Source organism: Streptomyces rapamycinicus NRRL 5491, assembly GCF_024298965.1.
Lineage (GTDB): Bacteria > Actinomycetota > Actinomycetes > Streptomycetales > Streptomycetaceae > Streptomyces > Streptomyces rapamycinicus.
Genome location: NZ_CP085193.1, coordinates 11,559,314 through 11,573,466 on the forward strand (window position 1 = coordinate 11,559,314; position 14,153 = coordinate 11,573,466).

14 protein-coding genes are annotated in these 14,153 nt (G+C 71.0%); 4 read left to right on the forward strand and 10 right to left on the reverse strand.

Features of this window, described 5'->3' with window-relative positions:
• Nucleotides 1-25: 25 nt before the first annotated feature.
• The gene (locus LIV37_RS47375; protein ID WP_020874205.1) at nt 26-793 is read right to left on the reverse strand and encodes an IclR family transcriptional regulator; all 768 of its coding nucleotides are present in this window, start codon (nt 791-793) and stop codon (nt 26-28) included.
• A 198-nt stretch (nt 794-991) separates the two neighbouring features.
• On the opposite strand from LIV37_RS47375, the gene LIV37_RS47380 reads away from it, so the two are divergent.
• The gene (locus LIV37_RS47380) at nt 992-1,633 is read left to right on the forward strand and encodes an ATP-binding protein (RefSeq protein WP_020874206.1); all 642 of its coding nucleotides are present in this window, start codon (nt 992-994) and stop codon (nt 1,631-1,633) included.
• On the opposite strand, the gene LIV37_RS47385 is transcribed toward LIV37_RS47380, so the two are convergent.
• From LIV37_RS47385 to LIV37_RS47395, 3 genes are all read right to left on the reverse strand, one after another.
• On the reverse strand, nt 1,630-2,889 hold the full coding sequence (locus tag LIV37_RS47385) for a cytochrome P450 (RefSeq protein WP_020874207.1): 1,260 nt from the start codon (nt 2,887-2,889) through the stop codon (nt 1,630-1,632). The genes LIV37_RS47380 and LIV37_RS47385 overlap by 4 nt on opposite strands.
• A 196-nt stretch (nt 2,890-3,085) precedes the next feature.
• A complete protein-coding gene (locus LIV37_RS47390) occupies nt 3,086-4,372 on the reverse strand; it encodes an MFS transporter (protein ID WP_020874208.1) in 1,287 nt (428 codons plus the stop codon).
• Entirely contained in the window at nt 4,369-5,280 is a 912-nt protein-coding gene (locus LIV37_RS47395) for a LysR substrate-binding domain-containing protein (protein ID WP_020874209.1), read from the reverse strand. The genes LIV37_RS47390 and LIV37_RS47395 overlap by 4 nt, the downstream gene beginning before the upstream one ends.
• Before the next feature lie 152 nt (nt 5,281-5,432).
• Between LIV37_RS47395 and LIV37_RS47400 the strand changes: the two genes are divergently transcribed.
• The 3 genes from LIV37_RS47400 (at nt 5,433) to LIV37_RS47410 (ending at nt 9,511) form a co-directional block, all read left to right on the forward strand.
• Nucleotides 5,433-6,611, forward strand: a complete 1,179-nt coding sequence (locus tag LIV37_RS47400; RefSeq protein ID WP_121826536.1) for an L-talarate/galactarate dehydratase — start codon at nt 5,433-5,435, stop codon at nt 6,609-6,611.
• 180 nt (nt 6,612-6,791) lie between these two features.
• The gene (locus LIV37_RS47405) at nt 6,792-8,129 is read left to right on the forward strand and encodes a gluconate:H+ symporter (RefSeq protein WP_020874211.1); all 1,338 of its coding nucleotides are present in this window, start codon (nt 6,792-6,794) and stop codon (nt 8,127-8,129) included.
• A gap of 53 nt (nt 8,130-8,182) precedes the next feature.
• Nucleotides 8,183-9,511 (forward strand): enolase C-terminal domain-like protein, encoded by a 1,329-nt coding sequence (locus LIV37_RS47410; protein WP_020874212.1) that lies wholly within the window; start codon nt 8,183-8,185, stop codon nt 9,509-9,511.
• A 66-nt stretch (nt 9,512-9,577) separates the two neighbouring features.
• Here LIV37_RS47410 and LIV37_RS47415 read toward each other — a convergent pair whose 3' ends face one another.
• The 6 genes from LIV37_RS47415 to LIV37_RS47440 all read right to left on the reverse strand — a co-directional run bounded on the left by LIV37_RS47415 (nt 9,578) and on the right by LIV37_RS47440 (nt 14,139).
• On the reverse strand, nt 9,578-9,952 hold the full coding sequence (locus LIV37_RS47415) for a hypothetical protein (RefSeq protein WP_020874213.1): 375 nt from the start codon (nt 9,950-9,952) through the stop codon (nt 9,578-9,580).
• A gap of 85 nt (nt 9,953-10,037) precedes the next feature.
• Nucleotides 10,038-10,472 carry a roadblock/LC7 domain-containing protein gene (locus LIV37_RS47420; protein ID WP_121826716.1) on the reverse strand — a complete coding sequence of 145 codons (435 nt, stop codon included), beginning with the start codon at nt 10,470-10,472 and terminating at the stop codon, nt 10,038-10,040.
• A gap of 37 nt (nt 10,473-10,509) precedes the next feature.
• Nucleotides 10,510-11,349, reverse strand: coding sequence for a hypothetical protein (locus tag LIV37_RS47425; RefSeq protein ID WP_020874215.1), 840 nt, complete (start codon nt 11,347-11,349; stop codon nt 10,510-10,512).
• A complete protein-coding gene (locus tag LIV37_RS47430; RefSeq protein WP_020874216.1) occupies nt 11,346-11,768 on the reverse strand; it encodes a hypothetical protein in 423 nt (140 codons plus the stop codon). The genes LIV37_RS47425 and LIV37_RS47430 overlap by 4 nt, the downstream gene beginning before the upstream one ends.
• A gap of 501 nt (nt 11,769-12,269) precedes the next feature.
• Nucleotides 12,270-13,088, reverse strand: coding sequence for a DUF4142 domain-containing protein (locus LIV37_RS47435; protein WP_020874217.1), 819 nt, complete (start codon nt 13,086-13,088; stop codon nt 12,270-12,272).
• Nucleotides 13,089-13,218: 130 nt separating this feature from the next.
• Entirely contained in the window at nt 13,219-14,139 is a 921-nt protein-coding gene (locus tag LIV37_RS47440) for a LysR substrate-binding domain-containing protein (protein ID WP_020874218.1), read from the reverse strand.
• Between the last annotated feature and the right edge of the window lie 14 nt (nt 14,140-14,153).

Genomic DNA, 14,153 nt, shown 5'->3' on the forward strand with positions numbered 1-14,153 from the left:
GCGGGTTGGAGCAGGGCATGGGGCATCACCAGCGGGCCGCGCCGAGATCGCGGGAGATCGCCCGGGCGGCGTCGCGCGTCAGCCCGACGAGCGAGCCGAGCGGCCGGCCCTTGCTGTCGCAGAGGCGGTCCATGGCGCCGGAGATGCCGACGGCGCCCACCACCAGGCCGCCCTGTCCGCGGATCGGCGCGGCGATGTCCGCCTCGCCCATCATCATTTCCTGGGCCGCGAACGCCCACCCGGTGTCGCGGATCTCGGCCAGCGCCCGGTTCAGCCGCTGGGGGGAGTCGAGCGTGTGCCGGGTGTAGCTCTCCAGTTCGGTTTCCATGAGCGGCTCCAGGGGAGTCGCCCCGTACGCCAGCAAAATCTTGCCCAGCGCGCTGGCGTGCAGGGGCAGCAGCGAGCCCACGTCCAGGGTCTGGAAGGTGTCATCGGGCCGGAAGACGTGGTGGACGATGAGGACCTTGCCCTCCAGGGGCACTCCGAGGCGGACCGCCTCACCGCTGCGCGCGGCCAGGGCGTCGGTCCAGTTGATGGAGCGGGACCGCAGCTCGTTGATGTCGAGATAGCTGGTCCCCAGGTGCAGCAGCGCCGCGCCGAGCTGGTACTTCCCCGTCGCCTTGTCCTGTTCGACGAAGTCGACGCTCTGCAGGGTGCGCAGAATCCCGTGCGCGGTGCCTTTCGCGAGGCCGAGGGAGGCCGCCACCTCGCCCAGACTGAGCCGACCGGACCCCTGGGCGAGCAGCCGCAGGATCGCCGCCGCCCGCTCGATGGACTGCACCGGGCCGGCCATGTCGCGATCGTAGCTCTTCGGCCAGTGGCACAGCCTGTCGGCGAGAACGCCAAACGTTCGGCAATGCCGACCCGGATTCGTTGACCCCGGCGGTTGGTGCCCATAGCGTCCGTATCGGGACAAGAAGAGCAGTATGTCGAAAGGTGACCCGAAGGGTGCCCGGCAGAGAGACACAACCCGGCTTGGAGAGGAGGAGACGTGGCGGAACAACTGAGCCTGCCGACGCCCGGCGTCACCGGGCACGGCGCCACCGGGCCCGGTATCACCAGGCACGGCGTGACCGGGCAGGCCGCGGGGACCGTCGATCTCACCGACGTCCGTCTCATCGGCTCCCAGGCGCCGGACTCGGACTCCCTGATGGCCTCGGGGGCCACCCGCGCCGAAATCCCGGACCGGCCGTCGGCGGCGATGCGCGATGAGGCCCCGGACCGGCCCTCGGCGGACGAGGCCGGCGACCATGTCCTGCCCGTCCCGCACATCTGCGAGGCCGTCGCCACCGTACGGCGGCGGGCGCACGCGCTGCTGTCCGAATGGGAGCTGTCGGCCGACCGGGTCGACGAGGCGCTCATGGTGATCTCGGAGCTGGTCACCAACGCGATCCTGCACGCCCTGCCCCCGGCCGTGCTGCGGCTGAGCTGGACCGAGTGCGAGGGCCGCGCCGGACTGCGCATCGAGGTCACCGACGGCGGCCCGATCCCCGCCGATCAGCGGGCGGACGAGGACATCGAGCCCGATGAGCACGGCCGCGGGCTCGGCATCGTCACCGCGCTGTCCTCGCGCCACGGCAGCCACACCTGCCATGAGGGCATCACCTGGTGGGCGGACCTGCCGGCCGCCTAGGGGGCTGCTGCCCGGTCCCAGGTGACCGGGAGCCGGTGGACTCCGTAGATCAGCATGTCGTGGCGCAGCGGCACCTCGTCGGGCGGCACCGCCAGGCGGAGCGTGGGGAAGCGCCGCAGCAGGGCGGGGTAGCCCGTCCGCATCTCCATCCGCGCCAGATGCTGGCCCAGGCACTGGTGAACGCCGTGGCCGAAGGCGATCTGATCACCCGGATCGCGGGTGACGTCCAGGGTGTCCGGGGCGGCGAACCGCGCGGCGTCCCGGTTGGCCGAGGCCAGCGCCCCGACCACGGTCTCCCCGGCCCGTACCCGCGCCCCGGCGATCTCGAGGTCTTCCCGCGCGACCCGTACGATCCCGAACTGGACGATGGTCAGATACCGCAGCAGCTCCTCTACCGCGTGGTCGATCACCTCGGGCCGCTCGCGCATCCCGCGCGACTGCTCGGGGTGGCGCAGCAGCGCGTAGGTGCCCAGGGCCAGCATGTTCGCCGTCGTCTCATGGCCCGCGACGAGCAGCAGCAGCCCCACACCGGTCAGCTCCTCGTCGGTCAGCCCGGCCGCCGTGGCGCTGCCGGGGCCGCCGGGCGCGTCGTGATCGCCGTTGACGAGACGCGAGAGCAGCGCCTCGTCCGGCCGCTGCCGCTTGGCGTCGATCAGCCCCCGCATGTAGTCCCACAGCGCGTCCCGGGCCGCGTAGACCTCCTCCTCGCGCTGGCCGAGCCGGAGCAGAACGGTGGCCCACCGCTGGAAGTCGGCCCGGTCCTCGTATGGCACCCCCAGCAGCTCGCAGATCACCAGCGACGGGATCGGCTGGGCGAACGACGTCACCAGGTCGACCGGGGGACCGGCGCGCTCCATCGCGGCCAGGTGGTCCTCGACGATCTCCGCGATCCGCGGTTGCAGCCCCCGCAGCCCCCGGGCGGTGAACCACTTGCTCAGCAGCCGCCGGTAGCGGGTGTGCTCGGGCGGGTCCATACCGATGAACGAGCCCAGCATGCGGCGGTCGCCCGGGCGGACCGGAAACGCGTGTACGGGTGAGGAGGTGCGGCGGCGGTCCGAGCTGAAGCGGTCGTCCGCCAGCAGCCGCGTCACGTCCTCGTGCCGGGTGAGCAGCCAGCCCGCCTTGCCGTCCGGGAAGGCCAGCCGGCTGGCCCCGCCGTCCTCCCGCAGCGCCGCGTAGGCGCCGGGCGGATCGAAGGGGCAGTCGCGATGTCTGGGCAGTGGCGCCGGAGCCGCCGCGCGTGATGTGACGGACACGGAAACGCTCCCTTCGAAGACGAACCGAGTCCCTCCCTTTCGAGCGTAGCTCCGCACGGTGGGCCGGGCGACGGGAGCCTTACGGCAACGGGCCGCCACCGTGGGCGGCTTCCCGGGCCACCTGCGTGGTGCCGGGCCACCTGCGTGGCGCCGGGCCACCTGCGTGGTGCCGGGCCACCGGCGCGGTGGCGGGGCTTCATGGAGTGGCGGGGGCTTCGTGGCGGGGCCGGGGCGGAGCGGACGCCGGAAGGTCCCGGGAGCGCCGGATGGGGGAGAAGAGCAGGATCAGCCCGGCGAGCGGAATGCCCGCCGTGGTGATCCACATGGCGGCGCGCAGGCCCAGCGCGGTGCCGAGCGCACCGCCGAGCAGGGCCCCGAGGGGCAGCGTTCCATAGCTGACGAACGCCGAGGTGGCGGTGAGCCGGCCGAGGAGCTCCGGCGGGCAGTAGCGCTGCTGGAAGCTCGCCTTGATCACATTGCCGGCCACCACACCGGCGCTGACGCAGAAACCGCCCGCCACGAACAGCGCCATCCCCGGCCCCCCGGTGGTCATCGGCATGAACAGGGCGCCCACGGCCAGCCCCAGTTCGAACAGGAGCGTCGCCCGTGCGTCGCCGACCCGGGCGGCCACGCGGCGGGCGCAGAACGCCCCGGCGACGCCTCCGAGGCTGACGGCCGCGGCGAGGCCACCGACCAGCCCCGGTGACAGACCGACGGTCCGGACCAGGAAGACCACCCGGATCGACTGGTATCCCATCAGCGCCAGATTGGACGCGGCCGCGAAGAGCGTCAGGGTGCGCAGCCATTGGTCGCCGGCGATCAGCCGCAGTCCCTCGGCCACCTCGCGGACCAGCGCCCGGGGCGGGCGTTCGGCCCGGGGGACGCGCGGTTCGCGGAAGCGGATGCCGGTCAGGCAGAGAAGGGAGACCAGAAAGGTCGCGGCGTTGACGAACATCCCGTTCACCGCGCCCGCCAACTGTGCGATCAGACCGCCGGAGCCCTGGCCGGCGATCTGCGCGGCGGACGCGCTGCCGTGCAGTTTGGCATTGCCCTCGGGCTGGTCGGCGGGGTCCAGGAGACCGGCGAGATAGGCGCTGTAGGCGGTCTGGAAGAAGACCGTCGCCGTACCCGTCAGCAGGGCGACGGCCAGCAGCAGCCCGACGCTCAGCAGCCCGGACCGGGCGGCCACCGGGACGGACGCGAACAGCACCAGCGAGACCGCGGCGGCGGCCACCATGACCGGCCTTCTGGGCAGCCGGTCGACCCACGCCCCCACCGGGAGGCCGATGAGCAGCCAGGGGGCCCATGTGGCGGCGGCCAGCAGACCGACCTCGAAGGTGTCCGCGTGCAGCGTGGAGACGGCGATCAGGGGCATCGCCACACCGGTGACGGCCGCACCGTACTTCCCCGCGGTCTCACCGCACCACAGCAGCCGGAAGTCGCGGTGGCGCCGCAGCAGGCCACCGGAGGTTCTGGGAGTCAAGCCGGTCGGGCTCCTCGGTCGGGGAGAAGGGCGGCCGCGTGGCGGAGAAGCGCGTGCAGGGCCGGGTTGTCATTGTTCTTGCGCCACACGAGGTTGAGTTCTACCGGCTCCGGAGTGGTCAACTCCACCGATTTGAAGACGGTGTTGGGGTAGCGCGGCCGGGCGGCGGTCTCCGGGACCAGGGCCACTCCCCAGCCGCCGTTCACCAGCGCCAGGATGGTGTGGACCTGGCTCAGGTACTGGGCGAAGACCGGGGTGGCGTGTGCGGCCCGGAAGATGCTGATGAGCAGCTCGTTGAAGTAGCGCGCCTCGATGGGCGAGTACATCAGCAGTTCCTGCCCGTCGAAGTCGGCCACCTTCAGCGGCCCGTCGCCCGCCGCCAGCGGATGTCCGGTCGGCAGGGCGGCCAGCAGCCGCTCCCGGGCCGCGGGCCGGGAGCGCAGATCCGGTCCGGTGACCGCGGGCCGCACCAGACCCAGGTCCAGGCTCTGCTCGGTGACGGCCTCCAGCTGGTCACGGGTGACCATCTCGCGCAGGGTGATCTCCGCGCCCGGCATGGCCGCACGGGCGATCTCCAGCAGTGTGCCCAGCACGGAGTGGGCACTGGCCGCCGTGAAGCCGATGGCGATGCTCCCCGCCTCGCCCGTGGCCACCTGCTGGGCGGCGAGCGCGGCGTGCTCGGACTGGCGCAGGATGCGGCGGGCCTCGGTGAGGAAGGCGCGTCCCGCGGGGGTGAGCCGCACCGAGCGGTTGGTGCGCTCCAGCAACTGGACCCGCAACTCGGTCTCCAGCAGCTGGATCTGGCGGCTCAGCGGCGGCTGGGTCATCTTCAGCCGCTCCGCGGCCCGGGTGAAATGCAGCTCCTCGGCGACCGTCACAAAGCTGGTGAGTTGCATGAGCGTGAACAACGATGCTCTCCCGGTATCAACGCATGCCAATTTTAAGTTAGACGTAGATCGTCCGGCGACCTTAGCTTGCAAAGGAGCTCGCCGGCCGCCCGGGGGCGGTTTCGACGACATCCACTCGCCCCGCATACGGGCCCCACACACAGGGACAACACGTGGTGACCACATCGCATACGGCAACGCACGCCGCGCAGCAGGCAGGTGAGGCGACCCTCGACCGGGTCTCCTGGATCCGAGTGTCCTCGGTCGTCCTTCCCCTGGCCACACCCATCAGCGACGCCAAGGTGCTCACCGGGCGCCAGAAGCCGATGACGGAAGTGGCCTTCCTCTTCGTCGAACTCGCCACCGAGGAGGGACACGAGGGCATCGGCTTCAGCTACTCCAAGCGCGCCGGAGGGCCCGGCCAGTTCGCCCACGCCCAGGAGATCGCGCCCACCCTCCTCGGCGAGGACCCCAGCGACATCGCCAAGATCTGGACGAAACTGGTGTGGGCCGGCGCCTCCGTGGGCCGCAGCGGACTGTCCACCCAGGCGATCGCGGCCTTCGACATCGCCCTGTGGGACCTCAAGGCCAAGCGGGCCGGGCTGCCGCTGGCCAAGCTGCTGGGCGCACACCGCGACACCGTCCGCTGCTACAACACCTCCGGTGGCTTTCTGCACACGCCGACCGAGGAACTGCTGGAGAACGCGACGGCGTCCCTGGCCAGCGGAATCGGCGGCATCAAGATCAAGGTGGGCCAGCCGGACGGCAAGGAGGACCTGTGCCGGCTGACCGCCGTACGGGAGCACCTGGGCGACGGCGTACCGCTCATGGTGGACGCCAATCAGCAGTGGGACCGGCCCACCGCACAGCGCATGGGGCGCGCCTTCGAGGAGTTCGGCCTGGTCTGGATCGAGGAGCCGCTGGACGCCTATGACGCGGCCGGCCACGCGGCCCTCGCCGCCTCGCTGGACACCTCCGTGGCCACCGGGGAGATGCTGGCCAGCGTGGCCGAACACTGGGAGCTGATACGCCACAACGCGGCGGACATCATCCAGCCCGACGCACCGCGCATCGGCGGCATCACCCAGTTCCTGAAGCTGGCCACTCTCGCCGAGCAGCACCATCTGCAACTCGCCCCGCACTTCGCGATGGAGATCCACCTCCATCTCGCGGCCGCCTATCCGCAGGAGCCGTGGGTGGAGCACTTCGACTGGCTGGAGCCGCTGTTCAACGAGCGGCTGGAGATCCGCGACGGCCGGATGCGGGTGTCCGCACGGCCCGGGCTCGGCATCACCCTCAGCGAGCAGGCCCGCGCCTGGACGGGTGCCAAGGCGGAGTTCGGGGCCCGATAAGCCCGTTTCGCACCGCGCCGGTCACTGATCCCTGGCCGTACCCATTGACCGGTGGTGTTCACCCCTCTAGCCTCCATCTGCATATATAGACGGAGTGCATGTACGTGGACTCCTTGGCCCGTCTGGCAGCCGTTCGAGTCTCCGGCTCAACCGCCCGCAGTTCAAAGGGGAACTGAAGACATGCCTCTAGTCGTCGTCGGAATCAGCGTGGCGATCCTGCTGTTCCTCATGACCAAGCTGAAGCTCAACGGCTTCATCGCCCTGCTCCTCGTGGCCGTCGGCGTCGCGCTGGTGCAGGGGGTCGAGATGGAGAAGATCCCCGATGTCCTCGGAGAGGGCGTCGGGGGTCAGATCGGCGACACCATGCTCGTCGTCGGTCTGGGCGCCATGGTCGGCCGGGTCATGGGCGACTGCGGCGCGGCCCAGCGCATAGCCAACACCCTCATCGACACCTTCGGACTGCGCTGGGTCCAGGTGGCGATGGTGGTCACCGCCATGCTCATCGGCGTGACCATGTTCTACGAGGTGGCCTTCGTCATCATCGTGCCGGTGGCGTTCACCATCGTCCGGGTCACCCGCAAGAACCTGCTGTGGGTCGGCCTTCCGATGTCCATCGCCCTGTCCACCATGCACAGCTTCCTGCCGCCCCACCCCGGGCCCACCGCGGTGGCCTCGACCTTCAACGCCTCCGTCGGCCTGACCCTGTTCTACGGGCTGTTCATCGCCGTTCCGGCCGGTGCGCTGATCGCCCTGGTGTGGCCGCGCCTTCCGTTCGTCCGCCGGATGGACCCCGAGATCCCCAAGGGCCTGGTCAGCGAGCGCACCTTCACCGAGGAGGAGATGCCGGGCCTCGGCTGGTCGCTGTCGGTGGCCCTGGTCCCGGTGGTGCTGATCGCCGGCGCCGCGGTGACCGACATGGCCGTGTCCGGCTCCAGCCCGGTCCTGCACTTCGTCACCTTCATCGGATCCGCGCCGATCGCGCTGCTGCTGACCCTGCTGCTGGCGGTGTGGGCGTTCGGCCCGCGGATCGGCCGCAGCCTGTCCGAGGTCAGCGCCTCCTGCAACTCCGCCGCCCAGGCGATGGCGATGATCCTGCTGGTCATCGGGGCCGGTGGCGCGTTCAAGCAGGTCCTGGTCGAGGGTGGGATATCCGACTACATCAAGGACCTCACCGACGACTGGTCCATCTCGCCGATCATCCTCGCCTGGCTCATCGCCGTCGTCCTGCGGGTGGCGCTCGGATCCGCCACGGTCGCCGTGGTCACCGCCGCCGGTGTGGTGCAGCCGCTCCTGGAGAACAGCGGGGTCCACCCCGAGCTGATGGTCCTCGCCGTCTCCTGCGGATCGATCGCCTTCAGCCATGTGAACGACCCCGGCTTCTGGATGTTCAAGGAGTACTTCAACCTCTCCGTCATCGACGCCATCAAGGCGCGCACCACCTACACCACCGTGCTCGCGGTCCTCGGCCTCGGCGGCGTGCTGGCCGTCGAGGCCGCCCTCGAAGCACTCAATGTCTGACACTCGAGGTCCGACACTCAAGGTCTGACCGCCCCCGACCCAAGGACGCCACGATGAGCCAGCAGACCGTCACCTCGTTCTCCGTCTACCCGGTCGCCGGCCGGGACAGCATGGAGCTGAACCTCTCCGGTGCCCACGGCCCCTACTTCACCCGCAACGTGGTGGTCCTCGAGGACTCCGAGGGCCGTACCGGACTGGGCGAGGTGCCCGGCGGTGAGAAGATCACCCAGACGCTGCGGGACGCCGAATCCCTCGTCGTCGGGGCGCGGGTGGGCGACTACAAGCGGGTGCTGCGCGAGATCGGGCAGCGGTTCGGCGACCGCGACGCCGGGGGCCGGGGCACCCAGACCTTCGATCTGCGCACCACCGTGCACGCCGTCACCGCCGTCGAATCGGCCATGCTGGACCTGCTGGGACAGCATCTGGAGGTGCCCGTCGCGGCGCTCCTGGGCGACGGGCAGCAGCGCGACTCGGTACGGGTCCTGGGCTATCTGTTCTACGTCGGCGACCCCGACCGGACCGATCTGGAGTACGTCCGGGAACCCGGCGCCGACGCCGAGTGGTACCGCATCCGCCACGAGGAGGCGCTGACCCCCGAGGCGATCGTCCGCCAGGCCGAGGCCACCTACGACCTCTACGGCTTCGCGGACTTCAAGCTCAAGGGCGGGGTCCTGGAGGGAAACGAGGAGGTCAAGGCGGTACGGGCGCTCAAGGAGCGGTTCCCCGAGGCCCGTATCACCCTCGACCCCAACGGCGCCTGGTCGCTGCGCGAGGCGATCGAACTGTGCCGGCCGCTGCTCGGCACGCTCGCCTACGCCGAGGACCCGTGCGGCGCCGAGGACGGCTACTCCGGCCGGGAGATCCTGGCCGAGTTCCGGCGCGCCACCGGGCTGCCCACGGCCACCAACATGATCGCCACGGACTGGCGGCAGATGACCCACGCGCTGGCGCTGCAGTCCGTCTCCATCCCGCTGGCCGACCCCCACTTCTGGACCATGCAGGGGTCGGTACGGGTGGCCCAGCTCTGCCATGAGATGGGGCTGACCTGGGGCTGCCACTCCAACAACCACTTCGACATCTCCCTGGCCATGGTGGCCCACTGCGGAGCCGCCGCCCCGGGCGCGTACAACGCCCTGGACACCCACTGGATCTGGCAGGAGGGGCTGGAGCGGCTGACCGTCGAGCCGCCGCGGATCGCCGGTGGTGAGATCGCCATCCCGGACGCCCCCGGGCTGGGGATCCGGCTCGACCGCGACCGGCTCCTCGCCGCCCACGCCCTCTACCAGGAGAAGGCGCTGGGGGCGCGGGACGACGCGGTCGGCATGCGCTACCTCATTCCGGGCTGGACCTTCGACAACAAGCGTCCCTGCCTGGTGCGCTAGCGGGCCGCCGTCCGGCGGGCCGGACCGGCCCACCGGATTCGCGGGCTCCGGACCGGGCCGTACGGCTCAGACCTCCAGCTCGGTCTCGATCTTGCGCAGCTGGTGGCGTGCCATCGCCAGATTGGCCCGGTTCTTGTCCAGCGCCAGATAGAGGAAGAGGCCCTGGCTGTCCCGGCCCTTCAGCAGCCGGATCAGGTGGTACTGGTTGCCGAGGGTGATGAGGATGTCCTCGATGGTGTCCTGCAGACCGAGCTGTTCCATGGTCCGCACCTTGGCGCGCACCACATCGGTGTTGCCCGCCGCGGCCACCGTCAGGTCGAGCTCCTTCCCTCCGCCCACGGTGCCGAGGGCCATCCCGCTGGAGTAGTCGACCAGCGCGACGCCGAGGGAGCCCTCGATGGACGTCATCGCCTCTTTGAGCGCGGTCTGGGTGTTCGCCATGATCGTGGCTGTTCCTTTCGATGTCATTGACGTGCGGTTGGATCTCGGCGCGCGGGGTGCGCGCCGGGCGGGGGAGGTCATGGGGTCAGGGCTGCTCGGCCCGGCTGAGGGCGACGCCCATCAGATCGGCGAGTCGGGCGCCCGAGCGCCGGGCCTCCATATGGAGGCGGCCGACGTTGGTGCGGTCACCGGCCAGTACGGTCAGCACGGCCGTGGACCCCGCGGCGTAGGTGGCCACGTAGCCGTTCTCACCGCGGACCAGCAGCTCGCGGAAGGAGCCCCGCCCGGTGGCACCCGCCAGCGACTGCGCCACCCCGAGGGCCGCGGCGGTGAGCGCCGCTACGCCCTCGGGCTCGACGGTGGCCGTGTCATGCGCCAGCACCACGCCATCGCTGGTGGCGGCGAGGGCGCCGGTCACATGGGTCACCCGGGCCCGCAGCCGGCGCAGCTCCTCCAGCACTTCGGGCTCGGCGGCCAGCAGCCACTTCCGCTCCGTGCGCTGCCGCAGGGTGAGCCTCATGACGCCGCGCACGGGGCGGGCGGGTCGGTCGGGGGAATCACGGGGTTGCCTCCAAGGCATCGCGGAGCCGACGCAGCAGGTCGATATCGGGATCGGTGAAGACGACCGCGCCGGGACCGCGGTCCGGGGCGGTCGGTGCGGAACCGGCGGAACCGGCGGGCGGGCCGGGGTGGCGGCCCGGATGTTCCGGACGTGCGGAGCGTGGGGTGGCGACATGGCCCGCCGCCGCCAGCCGCCGTATGTCGATCAGCGTGTGGAAGGCGGGTCGGCCCAGCTCGTGGGCGATACGGGCGGGGGTGCGGACCCCGTCGGCCAGCGCCAGCACCGCGCGCTGACGGGGGGTGACGGCCGGGGCGCGGCCATCCGGCCGGCGCAGCACCACCGGCTCCGTGTCCACCTGGGGATACGGCCACAGGGCGGCCAGCAGCTTGCCCCGGCGCCGGGTCTCGCGCTCGACGGCCACCGCGCCCACCGGTCGCACCGGCCCGAGCCAGTGGGCCGCGCCCCGCTGGAAGCCGCGCGGCCCGCTGCCGTGCCCCAGTGCGAAGTACGCCGCGTCGAACAGCGCGCCCAGATGGCAGATCTCCAGCTCCGCGCCCGACAGCCGGCCGCTGTCGACGAGGAACCGCCCGACCCCACCGGCCCGGCCGGTCCGGCCCACCGCCTCCCGCCAGCTGTCGGCGGTCAGCCGTCCACCGGTGGTGAGCAGCACCTCGATCCCGGGGGCCACCGGGCTCTCGGCGTGCACCACCTGGCCGTCCCGGAGATAGACCGTGCCCGCGTCGCACAGCAGGGCGCCGCTGGCCCGCTCGTCGGCGAGCCCGGTGAGGCTGGGGGCACGCCCGGCTCGGGCTCCGGTCCGGTGCGGCAGGCTCATATCAGCGCCAGCCGCCCGCACAGGTCGCGCAGCCGGATCCGGGCGAGCGCCAGATTGCCCTCCCGGCGGTCGAGCCACAGGTAGAAGAAGACGCCGCTGTCGAAGGCCGTGTCGACGAAGCGCAGCAGGTGGTAGCAGGTGCGGGTGGTGACGATGACGTCCTCGACGGTGGGCTCCCCGTCCGCCTCGTCCGGGCCGGCGCCGCTTTTGTCGCTCCCGGGGTCCAGCGCGGCGAACGCCCGCTGTTCGGCGGCCATCCGGGCCAGCTCCGCCGTCTCCGCCGCGGTGGCCTCGGGGTCCTCGTCGCGCACCTCGCCGACCATGCCGAGCGCGAGTCCGCTGGTCCACTCGATCACGGCGGCTCCGCGCGCGCCGTTCACGGTCATCGCTTCCAGTAAGCACTCGTCGATTCCGGGCATGCGGCCTCCCCTCCCTGCGTCACCCATGGCAGGCGCCCACCGGTGGCGCTTCGCCAGTGACGGTGAGGTTACGCAGGGTTCAGCTGTTGGGGGTCAAATCCAGTAATGCTCGGAAATGGCGGGCGGTGCGTAGTAAGGTCCGCCGCCCCATGGGCCCCGCAGGTCCCGGCAGCCCCTGCCAGGAGCCGTACCGGGCCCGGTCATCGGCCCTCTGGACGATTCCTAGCGGGTGCGGAGCCCACCGGGCCACAAGTGGGCGGGCGCATATTCCACCGTCCTATTGCAGGCGTGGTGGATGGGTCAGTAGACGGTCGTGCGATGGTCGAGTACGCATACGCATGGAGCCGGGGCGCGGCGCGGTGCCCGCCAGGGGTGGTCATGAGACTCTCCCGGAGCCGTTTCGCACCCCCGCGGCGCACAGAGTGGCGTGATTTGACGGTACCGATGTGGCGGAAACCGCCCGCGTTTCACCCGGCTTGTCTGCGCTCTCCTGACGGTGTGTTACGGAACGGCGGGCGCGGAGGGGGAGGAGGTGGCGCCCGGAGTGGCCGGGGAGGCCGACGAGCCCGGCGCGTCGTCGACCGGGGCGGGCGGGGACGCCGTGGGGGGTTCACCCTTGCCCTCGAGCGAGGCCGGCTTCTTCAGGACGACCATGGGCTCACCGGGCTTGGGCAGCACCGGCTTGGTGAAGTTCGGACCCTGGGTCGGGGTCGCGGTGATCTGGGCGGGAAGCCGCTCGTAGTCGACCATCCCGGTGTTCTCCATCTGCGTGATGTGATCCAGCACCGTGTTGTTGGCCTGGGTGGCGAGCTGACGCACCAGGGTGTTCTTGCTGGTCGCCCGGATCTTGGCGATGGAGCTGAAGATCTGGCCGTGGGTGATGCGCAGGATCTGGGCCATCTGGCTGTCGAAGTTCTTGCCCGTGGCGGCCGTCAGGGTGTCCAGGAACCCCTGCTGCTGCGGTGTGGGCTTGTTGGGCAGGGTGATGCCGAGTTTGGGTGCGATGTCCCGTGAGGCGTCGTCCAGTTGCGCATGCCCCACGACCAGGTGTTCACCGGCTGTCTTCACCGCCGCCGTGGTGCCCTTCTTGATGGCCAGCTCACCGACGGGGTACTCCCACAGCCCGGCGAGCCGGACCTTGACCACGAAGTCCCGGTCGGCGCCGGTGAGCGGTCCGTACTGCGTCGTGCTCGTCTTCGCCAGGTTCGTCTGGTTCGTCTGCTGCACACCCGTCAGGACGGGCGACATGATCACACCGAGGGTGACCACCACGGAACCTATGAGGAGGGAGGTACCTGTCACGAAGTACCGGGATCGCATAGAGCCTCCTGGCGGGGACGCCGGTCGTTGTGCGGAGCAATGTCTGCCCGTGCTTGCACCGGCGAATACGGATCACGAGGGCCCTCTGCTCAATGGCCTGGCGGCTGTTTATATATCTTTGGGCCGTTACTCACCGCCGCATATGGTCTATCTCACAGCCGCCTCCCGGGCGCTCCTGGCTGAGGACGTCCACCAGTCGCTGGAGCGCCGGGTTGGGGCTGTCCGGGCTCCAGCAGGCGTGGAGGGTGACGGAGTGGGCGTCGGCCGGGGCCAGTTCGCGGTAGCGCACGCCGTGGACGCCCATCGCCATGATCGAGCGGGGGATCAGGGCGCAGCCCAGGCCCGCGCGGACCAGGGCGAGCATGGTGGGGACCTGGGAGGTCAACTGGCTGACGGCGTAGCGGTCCACGCCGATCATCGCGGCGCAGATGTCGTGCAGATAGCGGGAGCCCTCGGGGCTGTAACCGATGTAGTCGTCGGCCGCGTCGGTCAGGGCGACGGGGGTGTCATCGTGGTCATGGGCCAGTGGATGGCCGGAGGGGACCGCGAGGACGAGGTCCTCGGAGTGGACCAGGAGCGAGGCGTACCCCTCGGGGATGGGCGGCCGCACCAGACCCAGGTCGATGCGCAGCTCCGAAAGGGCGGCGAACTGATCGGGGCTGACCAGTTCGGTCAACTCGACGGTGACATCGGGGAGATGCCGCTTCACCAGGTCCAGCACGTCGGCCAGGATGGCGTACGCGCCGATCGCGGTGAAGGCCAGCCGCAGGGTGCCGGTGCGGCCCTCGGCGGCGCGGCGGGTGGCGGTCGGCGCCGCGTCCAGCAGGGCCAGCACCCGGTGGCAGTGGTCGAGGAAGACCCGGCCCGCGGCGGTGATCCGGGCGCCCCGTCCGGTGCGCTCGAACAGGACGACGTCCAGGGCGCGTTCCAGCGCCTGGATCTGACGGGTCAGCGGGGGCTGGGTCATGTTGAGGCGGGCGGCGGCACGGCCGAAGTGCTGCTCCTCCGCCACCGCCACGAAGCCGCGGAGCTGCTGCAGGGAGAGGTTCATGCCCTCACGGTATG